The 11,151-nt window shown below is 40.1% G+C and carries 8 protein-coding genes and 1 pseudogene; 2 read left to right on the plus strand and 7 right to left on the minus strand.

The window, feature by feature from the left end; translation table 11 throughout:
• Positions 1-78: 78 nt before the first annotated feature.
• The gene (gene pyrE, locus CKO50_RS14070; RefSeq protein WP_095728673.1) at positions 79-723 is read right to left on the minus strand and encodes an orotate phosphoribosyltransferase; all 645 of its coding nucleotides are present in this window, start codon (positions 721-723) and stop codon (positions 79-81) included.
• Positions 724-744: 21 nt separating this feature from the next.
• Positions 745-1,458 carry a ribonuclease PH gene (gene rph / locus CKO50_RS14075; RefSeq protein ID WP_010377321.1) on the minus strand — a complete coding sequence of 238 codons (714 nt, stop codon included), beginning with the start codon at positions 1,456-1,458 and terminating at the stop codon, positions 745-747.
• Positions 1,459-1,611: 153 nt separating this feature from the next.
• Here rph and CKO50_RS14080 point away from each other — a divergent pair, with 153 nt between their 5' ends.
• Together CKO50_RS14080 and CKO50_RS14085 are read left to right on the plus strand one after the other, a co-directional pair.
• Positions 1,612-2,472, plus strand: coding sequence for a YicC/YloC family endoribonuclease (locus tag CKO50_RS14080; RefSeq protein WP_039494373.1), 861 nt, complete (start codon positions 1,612-1,614; stop codon positions 2,470-2,472).
• A gap of 185 nt (positions 2,473-2,657) precedes the next feature.
• Positions 2,658-3,926 carry a site-specific integrase gene (locus CKO50_RS14085; RefSeq protein WP_095728674.1) on the plus strand — a complete coding sequence of 423 codons (1,269 nt, stop codon included), beginning with the start codon at positions 2,658-2,660 and terminating at the stop codon, positions 3,924-3,926.
• A gap of 306 nt (positions 3,927-4,232) precedes the next feature.
• Here the strand turns inward: CKO50_RS14085 and CKO50_RS14090 are convergent, their stop codons facing one another.
• The 5 genes and pseudogenes from CKO50_RS14090 to CKO50_RS23730 form a co-directional block, all read right to left on the minus strand.
• On the minus strand, positions 4,233-5,861 hold the full coding sequence (locus tag CKO50_RS14090; protein ID WP_095728675.1) for a UvrD-helicase domain-containing protein: 1,629 nt from the start codon (positions 5,859-5,861) through the stop codon (positions 4,233-4,235).
• 8 nt (positions 5,862-5,869) lie between these two features.
• Positions 5,870-7,576, minus strand: coding sequence for an ATP-dependent endonuclease (locus CKO50_RS14095; protein WP_095728676.1), 1,707 nt, complete (start codon positions 7,574-7,576; stop codon positions 5,870-5,872).
• A gap of 323 nt (positions 7,577-7,899) precedes the next feature.
• Positions 7,900-9,474, minus strand: a complete 1,575-nt coding sequence (locus CKO50_RS14100; RefSeq protein WP_095728677.1) for a DNA cytosine methyltransferase — start codon at positions 9,472-9,474, stop codon at positions 7,900-7,902.
• A gap of 89 nt (positions 9,475-9,563) precedes the next feature.
• Entirely contained in the window at positions 9,564-10,526 is a 963-nt protein-coding gene (locus tag CKO50_RS14105) for a hypothetical protein (RefSeq protein ID WP_045962048.1), read from the minus strand.
• A 138-nt stretch (positions 10,527-10,664) separates the two neighbouring features.
• Positions 10,665-10,805: pseudogene (locus tag CKO50_RS23730) on the minus strand (IS3 family transposase); the annotation flags it as partial.
• Positions 10,806-11,151: the final 346 nt, after the last annotated feature.

Raw genomic sequence — 11,151 nt, forward strand, 5'->3', positions numbered from 1 at the left:
ATAAAACCGAGATAAAAGAGAAGTGAATGAATGGCTAGCATGGTGCTAGCCATCAGCAGCAAACCGTAGATCTTACCGTTACGCTACACCGTAGTTATCACGGTATGCTTTAACTGCATCTAAATGCGCATCCATACCACCTTGTTGCTCAAGGTAAGTGATCAGATCAGCCAATTTCACGATAGACACCACTTGAGTATTAAAGTCGCGCTCAACTTCCTGAATAGCAGAAAGCTCAGCTTTGCCTTTTTCTTGGCGATCTAATGCGATTAATACACCGGCAAGATCTGCACTATTAGCGGCAATGATCTCCATCGACTCACGAATAGCAGTACCCGCTGTGATCACATCATCAACTAGCATAATACGACCTTCAAGTGCCGATCCCACTAAGTTACCGCCTTCACCGTGCTCTTTCTTTTCTTTACGATTAAAACAATAAGGCACATCTTTGTTGTGATGATCGGCAAGTGCAACCGCAGTCGTTGTCGCAATAGGAATACCTTTGTACGCAGGGCCAAACAACACATCAAACTCAATGCCAGCATCTTCCAATGCCGAAGCATAGAAACGACCTAAACGAGCCAGATCACGACCTGTGTTAAACAAACCTGCATTGAAAAAATAAGGGCTAGTACGGCCAGACTTTAACGTAAACTCACCAAATTTAAGCACCTGTTTTTCTAAGGCAAATTCAATGAACTCTTTTTGATACTGTTTCATGTTTTTCCTACTGAGTGTTGATTACGCTAACGCTTGCTTTTGTAGATCAATGATCTCGCGAATTGAGTGTTTTGCAAGACCAAGTAACTCATCTAGCTCGTCGAACGAGAAAGGTTCGCCTTCAGCAGTACCTTGTACTTCAATTAACTTACCAGTTTCAGTCATGATCACGTTCATGTCTGTCTCTGCTTCTGAATCTTCAAGATACTCAAGATCGGTAATTGGCTGACCTTTATAAACCCCAACCGAGATTGCCGCTATCATAAACTTTAATGGGTTTACATTGATCATGCCTTTGGCACGCATGTGCGTTAGTGCATCTACCAATGCCACACAAGCACCGCTAATTGACGCCGTACGTGTACCACCGTCCGCTTGAATAACATCACAGTCGATAGTAATGGTATTCTCACCTAACGCTTTTAAATCAACTGCGGCACGTAATGCACGCGCGATTAAGCGTTGAATTTCCATGGTACGGCCACCTTGTTTGCCACGCGCCGCTTCACGGTTGTTGCGCGTATGTGTAGAGCGCGGAAGCATACCGTATTCTGCGGTGATCCAGCCCTTGCCTTGACCTTTCATAAAGCGTGGTACACCCGCTTCTACAGAAGCCGTACATAACACTTTGGTGTTACCAAACTCTACCATTACTGAGCCTTCAGCGTGCATTGTATAGTTACGAGTAAATGTAACCGGCCTGATCTGATTTGCAGTTCTTTCGCTTGGACGCATCCACGTTCCCCCATCATCAAAATTTGCCGTACATTATAAAGGGATCATAGAGACTATGCCACGCGATCCGACTAAAAATAAAATTCACTTTAGGGCGGTGTGGAAATTCGGCTATAATGCTCCGGTTAAACCAAGCTAATTTAGGGACTTTATATGATCCATAGTATGACCGCCTACGCCCGCAAAGAAGTGAAAGGTGACTGGGGCACTGGGGTTTGGGAAATTCGTTCAGTTAATCAACGCTACCTCGAAACCTTTATCCGCGCACCAGAACAATTTAGAGGCTTAGAGCCAGTAATACGTGAACGCCTGCGTAAACACTTGCAACGCGGCAAAGTTGAAGTATTCCTAAAGTTCACCGCAAATCCTGCGCACGTTGGCCAACTAACCGTCAACGAATCGCTCGCAAAGCAACTTGTTGAAAGCGCAAAGTGGCTACAATCACAAAGCGGTGGTGATATCAATCCAGTAGATATTCTACGCTGGCCAGGCGTAATGGAAGCCGAAGAAGTCGATTTAGACACCGTAAACAGCGAGCTGTTAGGCGGCTTTGATGAGCTAGTAGAAGACTTTAAAGCTGCACGAGCAAGTGAAGGTGAAAACCTGGAAACCATGCTCACCACTCGTCTTGACGGTATTCTAGAGCAAGTTGCCATCGTTGAAGGCTACATGCCTGAAGTCACTAAGTGGCAACGTGAAAAACTTTCACAAAAATTAGAAGAATTAAAAACCGACATCGACGAAGGCCGCCTAGAGCAAGAGCTGATTTACCTTGCGCAAAAGCAAGATGTTGCAGAAGAGCTCGACCGCCTCAAGTCACACGTCAAAGAAACCCACAAAATCCTCAAAAAAGGAGGCGCTTGTGGCCGTCGTTTAGACTTTATGATGCAAGAATTCAACCGCGAATCTAACACCCTAGCCTCAAAGTCAATCAACAGCGAGATCACCAATGCCGCCGTTGAACTTAAAGTGCTTATCGAACAGATGCGCGAGCAGATCCAGAATATTGAGTAACGTCCGATAACGTTTAATGAAATAAACAATATCATTTAAAATCAACATACTAGTTAAAAATCTCATCCAATAAAATCCAGTAACTTCCAGTAATACCCACCAGCAATTGGTGGGTATACTGGGGAGTTTCTTTCTGATACATTACTTTCAAGCATAAACACTCCCCACTTTAATGAGAGGTGCATATGGGCAAGCTCACCGTACGTTCTGTTCAGTCATTCATAAAAGAGGCTTCTGAACAGATCCAAACTAAAAAAAGTGGTAAGTTAAGGCTTGCCGATGGTAATGGACTCTACATCGTCGTTCCAAAAAAGGGGGACCCCTACTGGATGATGAGATATACCATTGCAGGAAAGCGATCTGAAATGACAATTGGAAAGCATTCACTACTCTCATTAGCGGATGCTCGAAATAAAGCTACAGAGTACAAAAAGTCAGTTAATGAGGGCGTTGACCCGATCATGTCAAGACATAACGCTGAGAACAGTGAGTTCAGCACATTGGATGGACTATTTATTGATTGGCAGAAAGGAAATGAGAAGCGTTTAAAATATCCTAATATTCCTAGACGCATTTATACAAAAGATATTTCACCTTTAATTGGCAGATATAAGCTAAAAGCGATTAAGCCCTTAGATATAAAAAGAGTGATTGAGTCTATCGCCGACTCAGGTAGACCCAGTATTGCAAATGATGCGCTTCAGTATCTTAAGCAACTTTTCAACCATGCCATGAAGCTAGGCTTATCTGATAGTAACCCTGCACAGCCTTTCAACGTGAACGATGCTGGTGGTATGGAAAAAAGTAGAGAGCGAGCACTCACTTTCAAAGAGCTTGAATTCTTTTTCAAAATCATGAGAGAACAACCTGAGCAGATCTCCCGAGAAAATTATTTGGCATGTTCATTATTGGTATGTCTAGGAGTAAGAAAACAAGAGCTTATACAAGCCAAGTGGCATGAATTTGATCTTTCTAATGCTATTTGGAAACTCCCAAAAGAGCGCAGTAAAACAGGGCAAGGATTCACAATCCCACTTGCGCTCCCCATCGTAGAGTGGTTAGAAGAATTAAAAGTTAGAAGTTGTGGATCAGAATATGTTTTCCCGAGTCGTCGACGCTCTAAAAATCCGTATATGGGAGCAGATACGTTAAACCGTGCCATTTCAAAGCTATTTGGTATCGAACCAGGAAAAAGCACACACTCCCCTAACCTCATGGGAGAGACTGAGCATTTTACTGTACATGATCTTAGACGCACATGTAGAAGCCTTCTATCACAACTAAAAACTCCCAGTCATATTGCTGAAAGATGCTTAAACCACAAATTGAAAGGTGTTGAGGGAGTCTATGACCAATATGATTATTTTGATGAAAGAAAAGAGGCTTTGGATAAATTGGCGGATTCAATAGCTCAGCTAGTAAATATCACACCAAATAACGTAGAAGGTGTTTAAAGCTTTATTGAATGAGTTACAACTTGCTCGATAAACGACGAGTTGCGCCACAAATAAGTTGGATAGTTTAACATATTAGTTGAACACTGTTTCTATTAACAATACTCAATCAAATCTGACTGTTGAGTATGCGCCAGAAACGGTTCTACAGGCGTAACTCCTTTTTGCCCCAAAATGAGTTAACTCGTAAAGCAACCGCGTATTGATGTTCATTTATGTATTAAAAAACTAATGGAGATGCAAGAATTAATAGCTGACCTTTAATGAAATGATTTAAAAATTAGCCGTTTGAGTACTTGCTTCTAGCTACGCGTATAAGCCAGTCAAGCCAGGCAACTTCAAAAATTGGGATGGCTGGCCCTGCCTATTCTCGCCATTTCCGTTAAGCCTTCGAGTGCTGTACGCTAATATACAGGCTTTTTTAGCTCTAGTTATACCAACATAATGCAAATTCAAGTCTTGCTCCCAGTCAGGGAAAATGTACTCATTGAAATTTCCTGTGTATTGTCTGAATGGAAGCACCCATTCATATAAATCCAAATGAAATACAATTTCAAACTCAAGTCCTTTTGACTTGTGTAAGGTCATCACCTGAACTTCGTTTTCATTAGGCTTATATTGCTTTAGATGGTTTGGGTTTTCCAAAACACTTTGTAGCGCCAAATGTTCAACGTCTGTCCCAGTGTGACCAAAAAGCATTCTACAGGTATGATATAGTGCTGACTCTAGTTCATCGTGGGTCGCGTTTCTAACTCGTTTTATTGAGTTAATAATTTCAATCCTAGAAACCAAAGTTAAGCTACTCGCTTTTGCTTCAAATTCAGAAACATCACTAACTAAGAAGTCTAGATTGAAACGATACCTCAAAAGATCTTGATACAGTTTGGTGACCTTTGAGTTCACAGATGACAGAGAGTCATCTGTGTACACCCTGAAAGGAATGGTTAAATGTGCAATCAAGCCTTCTAGACCAGAGTTTCTTCTGACCAAAACAGCAACTTCAGACAGTTCGACCCCAAATAATTGTGCCGTCTGGGGAATATATTCATTTAACTGTTGCGCTAAATCTGTTTGGACCCCGTTGAATTGACGATGAAACACTCGGGTTTGATCGGTAGGTAACAGTGTCGCATTTTGATCAAATAACCTATTGGCATAGTTCGTAATTGAAGGATGACACCGATGATTTACATCAATTCTGTGATGCTGAAATGTATCTGTTTTTTCGATCAATTCATTGATGTATTTAGAGTCACTTCCTCTCCATTCATATATAGATTGATTTACGTCCCCTACAGCAATTGCTTTCAACCCCAAGCCTAACATGTTAAAAAACAATTTGTGCTGTGGTTCAGAAGAGTCTTGATATTCATCAATGTAAATAGATGTGTATTTCGAGCGAATGTATCGCCTACATGCCTCTGAGTTTTGCAATATCATATTTGCAATCACACCTATGGCTTCTAATAAAACAAAGCCTTCGCTGTAATGTCGTTGAAACTCAGGTTCTAAAATATCATAGTCTGCTGTACGTAAGACAACCTTTGGTTCAGAAAGATCTGGCAAGCTCTGTTTGTACGTAGTATCTAAGTCTTTGTATGAGATGCACTCGACATCGAGATCAGTTTTTTCAAAAATTCTGTTCGCGAATGGAAAGATTATTTCACTCAAACAGAAATGATCAATAGTGCCAAAAAAACTAGATTTAGTATTATATGCTCCCGCTCTACAACGCTTACGCAGCTCCTTACTGGCTTTCACAGTAAACGTTATGCCAATGACGCCTTGAAATTCGTTCAATCCATCGATTTCATTGCGCATTTTCTCGACAATTACAGTTGTTTTTCCGCTTCCCGGACATGCCGTAATAACCATATTGCCGTCAGCTGAAATGGCATCAGCTTGTTCTTTGGTTGGGCAAAACGAATTGTTCATATCACCCTCTATGACTTAGCTTTTTCTACACAATCAAATAGCGGTCGGGCGAGCTCGCCCTCTGCTATTTGTTTCAAGCTGTCTTTAGAAGAGACTAAGAACTCTCGCATTCTTACAGCTTTTTTCTCTGCTAGGTAAGATATCGCTTCAGCCAGTTCAGCTTTACCTGTGTAAGCTAGCAACTCATTGGGTAATTCAAAGGATATATCAGTTTCCAAATCAACTTTAGCTAAGTATGCTCCGTGAGGGTTTATATGCTCAGAAATATCAGCCCAAGTACCATCTTCCACCAAAGAAACAGATGTCGTTGTTATGTCTCGATGCCCAAGCTTCTTAAAGCCAGTTAAGCTCAAGCAGCGATTTATGCCTGCTATGTTCCTTTTTTCTTCTTTTTTCTCTGTGATTTTGAACACGTCATTATCAGTTCTAATTACCCAAGGAATTTCTAATGCTTCTAGTATATTCACATATACTTCAAATTGAACACCATCAACAGACAGAATCGAAATGTTGTAATAATCCACGTTAATGTCCAATGACTTAGCTAACTCAGAGTAGAACAGCTTTTCTGATGCCCCTTCCACCAATAAGACTGCCTTTGCGAAGAATGCTTCGGCAGGAAGGATACTCATTCGGTAACCAAGACTATCCCAAAATTCACTAATACAATCAGAGCAGCCATTGCTAGCAGCATAACTAGAGTTACCGCGTTTAATGATGTTAATGATTGAATCCGGCGTATACTGCTCAGTAATTTGAGGAGAGTGTGAAGTAAGAATCGTCTGACCTTGCAACTCATTAATCAAATAGTTTGCAAGCTTTCTCTGTTGATGAGGGTGCAAGTGTGCCTCTGGCTCCTCAATGCAATATATAACTACCTCATGGCCTGGGTTGAACTCTCTTTGACTCTTAGCTTTCCATAGAGCTAAAAGAATTTGGTTATTTCGGCCATCTCCCCCCAAAAGCATTTTCGAACCATTAGTTGAAGCGTTCAACTTCAAACCATCGATAAACTGCTGTACTTGTATAGAGCCAGAATCTAGATGAACCTCATAGTCATGATAGGTATGAGCAAGTTTCTTCAACTCAGTATTTACTAGACTTGTAGAATCTTTCACATAATTTAGTTTTCTTACTCTGTCATTAACGATATTTAAGCTTCTACCTATCTTAGAAAGCTGTTTCAAGTCCGCTTCACGCTCAGCTCCTTCTATTTCATTTTGGGAGATTTTTAGCAGGTGTTTCTTTTCTGTCTCAATGAACTTATGTAAGTTGCGTTGCGCATTAACGTATCTTAAGTTTATGTACTTCAGATAATACCTGCCATTCACGTCTTCTAATTCTGATTCACTTTCGCCGACGAAAATTTTGTAGTCTAAACTTTTCCGGAATCCGATAATCTTGAAAACGGTTTTCGCGTCATCACTAACGTGACCTTTTAAAATTGAAAGAACAGCGTCTTCCTTCACTTCATCGAAACGTATAGAGATACTAAAATCATCAGCTTGTGTACCGTCATCGCGAATATGGAAGTCAGTCTCTGACGGTTCTATGTCTCGCTCTGATAGTGATTTATCTAAGAGAAGTCTGATCCCATGAACTAGATTTGTTTTACCTACATCATTCGCTCCAATAATCAGTGTACTTGCGGAAAAATTGACTATCGCGTCAGAGAAATTTCGATAGTTCACAACATGGACTTGTTCTATTTTCATTTAGCGACCAAACCTTACCGTTATAAACGGTGATAATATACATTCTGTTTAATAGCGCCATGCGACTAGCTTTCAGAGTGATGAGCGAGGGAGGCATGCCACGTAACTTGCGATGTGCCAGAGCTTCCCCCTATTCTGTAGCAGGTCGCACTAAACGTCGGCTGTCGTGGGCAAGTGAATTTGACAACTTGATTGGACGTTTGCAATAACTAAAGTTATTCTTACATTGCCATATAAGCAAGGTATCTGGCATGTTTCTGTCCAGAAACGAGCTCGAGCGAACGGCTGTGTTCGCTCATAACTGCATATTAGTCATGAAGTTTTTACATTAGAGCGTCTTCTAATTGTTTTATCACTATGCCGAGTTTTTTTGCTAACAATGGTGGAACAGCATTACCAACTTGAGTATATTGAGGCACTTCGAAGCGTCTCATTTTTCCCCCAGTTGTAACTTTGGATCTGAATGTAAAAGCATCTGGGAACGACTGAATCCTAGCCATTTCTCTCACCGTTAAAGTCCGTAACTCATTTTCATGATAGTGGCAAGCATCATCTGGGATCGAAAGCGCAGCTGGAGCAGGAGCATCAGGCGACAAAGCTCTTTGTGTTTGCTTTTTGGTTGGATGAAGTTTTAAATAATCCACTAATTCTTTCGCGTCTTTAAATTTTTGTAACTTTCCTTCAAAACCTAAATATTCGTATTCAGAGAGCAATTCCCAACACTCACTACTTAAACCCGAAGAGTCACCTTTTAGAATATTAAACACTTCTTTATTTGCACGTTTATCTGCAACTTTTTGAAGTACTTGATATAACCTAAAACGCCGCTGAACAACCTCTCCGTTAGCTCTCTTATCATGGTTTGACAGGCTATCTCTTTTATTTCCAATATCAAAAGTACTATTAAGCTCCTTAATAAAGTTAGATTTTTTAATTCCATTACCTCGTAAGTCATCTATAGCTTCTTTGACAGTTACAGCCTTTGCTCCCACTAAACTCGCTAAAAAACTCTGTGAGAATACTTCCAAATGTTTATCTACATCAAAACAGTCAAGGTGTCCATACTCAAGCCCTGTACCGTATTTGGTTACACTTTCAAAAAAAGGAATCGACGACTCTAAAAGCTGCAAGCTATGATCATTTAGCTTGTTAGATGCTAGCAGTGAAGCATGTATATCTTTTCGAATTGCTATTAAAATAAATCTTGGCCTGTTCTGAGCAACTCCTACATATCGCGCATTTACATGAAGACATAGCGGAATATAACCGACCGAAGAAAATGCTTTCGCAACTTCATACCAAGCATGATACTTTTTACCATCATCTTCTTCGAAAGCTCTCAAGATACCAGTGACGTTTTCTAGCAGCACAAACTTCGGCAAGGTATGCTTAACAAATGAAACAAACTCTAAAGGTAAAGTGTTCTTTTCACAGTCCTTCCGTCTAGCTCCAGCCATACTAAAACTTTGACATGGTGGTCCTCCAGACACAAGGCAAAGTTCACCGTGTCCAAAACTATCATGAAGTGCTTTCGATAAATTTGGATTTTGCTCCAAGCAAGCATTTAATTCCCGTATACTTCCAACAAGCAACTTCCCACGATATTCATTTACATCTTCCACTAAATCAGAAAAGCCTTTTTCATGGAGTGGCGGGAACTCTAAGGGATTTTCTCTTAAACGTGCGCTCAAATCATTAAAACGGCTGTTGATCCACTTCACTTGTTTTGGATATTGTTTTTTTTCAGCAAGCTTAACTAAATCTTCGTTAAAAAAGTTATACGCGAATGTCTCTGCCGCCATGGGGGATAGCTCATTTCCCATCACAAATTCGAAGCCTTCACTCTTCAAACCTAAAGAAAGACCTCCACAACCAGCAAAAAGCTCTATATGCTGCACTTTTAATACTCCAAAACTTAATATGGCAACATATTAACTTAAGCAACGAGCCAAGTCCAGGGTGGATTTATATTATTAATTTCGCTTGGTTATTCGATAGTCATTACTTTGATTTGACGAGCAAACTCTTCGTAATTTATAGAGTAATTTCTTAACCACTTTAAACGCCTTACTGCATTAACCTCTTTGGATGTATTTTTTGCCTTCAGGAGCCTTCTTTCAGCATCTTCTATCGCTGCAAGTCTTTCGCGTTCTATAACTACATAGTAAGTTTCACTATCTAAGTATCCAGCAGCTAAATCATCACCAATATCTTTTGTACTTTTGCTTGATGCACTGCAGCCATTAAGTGAGCACAAATACCTCTTAGCTCCTCGATGTAATTCACTTGAGCTGAGCCTAGCTCTATCATTGGTACTGACTTGAACCGCTATAAAAGCAGAAACACTGTTAATATCATTATCTTCAGCGTGAGGAATTACGAAGTCAGTGTTGGAACCTTGGTAAACAAACTGTGTTCCATAAGTCTCCCCCTTAATTAGTCCTATAGATCGCATTAACAACTCTATGGCTTGCTCCGCAGCATTTCCTGCAGATGACTTTCGTGATTGTGAATTACTGGACTCAGCATACAGTGCAATAAGCATTGTTGCTCTAGCCCTTACATCATGATCTGTCGAATGAAGAGCATTTTTTATGATTTTTAAAAGCTCGATCTCACTGGCTTTCAGAGCTTCTCCTTGAAATTTAGGGAAAATTTTATAAAGCTCGTAAAACAGGTTTAATTGAGCGCCTTGGTTAAGTTCACTTGCCATGCTAGAAAAAGAGTCAATTAACATATCAGCATCTGAACTCGCTCTATAAATTAAAGAATTACCTTCATTGATAATATTCTCTTTTATCTCATTCCTTTTCTCATTTCTCGCCCAGGTCATAAAACCTTTACCAAAAAATACTGGTTTCAGTGCATCTTTTAGCGACACGTGTTCTGCATTTGATACTGGCTCACCAGCTAATAAAGCATGCAGAATATTTACTATCTCATAGTTCATATATTTGTAATCCTTAACTTTTATGAACTATATTAACAGAGTTAACACTCTGTTAGATAGACCTTGAGTTTACTTATAAATTAGTAAGTAGATTAAACTGTGAATCGCCCCGAGTTCATCGGAGACTAGTTGTTTAAGTCAGGCTACTTTACCTGACTCTCTTAAATTACCATAGAAATCAGCTTCACATTGAGCTGGTGAAATATATCCAATAGAAGACAGTAAGCGTTGATTATTAAACCAATTAACCCACTCTAAAGTGGCGTATTCGACAGCATCACATTTTAAAAGGGGACAGGAGTACATAATTTATATGTAGCAATCGTGTGTGATAAAGTTAACGCTCTAAATTTGACAACTACCACATATAGCTTCTTAGGCTGAGTTTAAGAACACGATTTAAAACCGCCTGCCTTGATTGAAGTCACGTGTTACGATAACTGAGCACTTACCTGACCTCACGGAACCCATCACCACACGCGCAAAAATACTTGATACTAAAGTTGAATAGCTCACCTTTTAGCCTTGAAAACCATTCCTTATCTTTCTTATTAGGTGCTTCATTACCGACGATCCAAATAGACATACACCTAACTTCTCCATGTAAGGAGTACATCAATAGCTG

The organism is Pseudoalteromonas sp. HM-SA03 (genome assembly GCF_002289345.1).
Lineage (GTDB): Bacteria > Pseudomonadota > Gammaproteobacteria > Enterobacterales > Alteromonadaceae > Pseudoalteromonas.

Excerpts from the sequence above, each read along its gene's own strand:
- pyrE (WP_095728673.1), bottom strand. The coding sequence starts at position 723 with ATGAAACAGTATCAAAAAGAGTTCATTGAATTTGCCTTAGAAAAACAG.
- rph (WP_010377321.1), bottom strand. The coding sequence starts at position 1,458 with ATGCGTCCAAGCGAAAGAACTGCAAATCAGATCAGGCCGGTTACATTT.
- CKO50_RS14080 (WP_039494373.1), top strand. The coding sequence starts at position 1,612 with ATGATCCATAGTATGACCGCCTACGCCCGCAAAGAAGTGAAAGGTGAC.
- CKO50_RS14085 (WP_095728674.1), top strand. The coding sequence starts at position 2,658 with ATGGGCAAGCTCACCGTACGTTCTGTTCAGTCATTCATAAAAGAGGCT.
- CKO50_RS14090 (WP_095728675.1), bottom strand. The coding sequence starts at position 5,861 with ATGAACAATTCGTTTTGCCCAACCAAAGAACAAGCTGATGCCATTTCA.
- CKO50_RS14095 (WP_095728676.1), bottom strand. The coding sequence starts at position 7,576 with ATGAAAATAGAACAAGTCCATGTTGTGAACTATCGAAATTTCTCTGAC.
- CKO50_RS14105 (WP_045962048.1), bottom strand. The coding sequence starts at position 10,526 with ATGAACTATGAGATAGTAAATATTCTGCATGCTTTATTAGCTGGTGAG.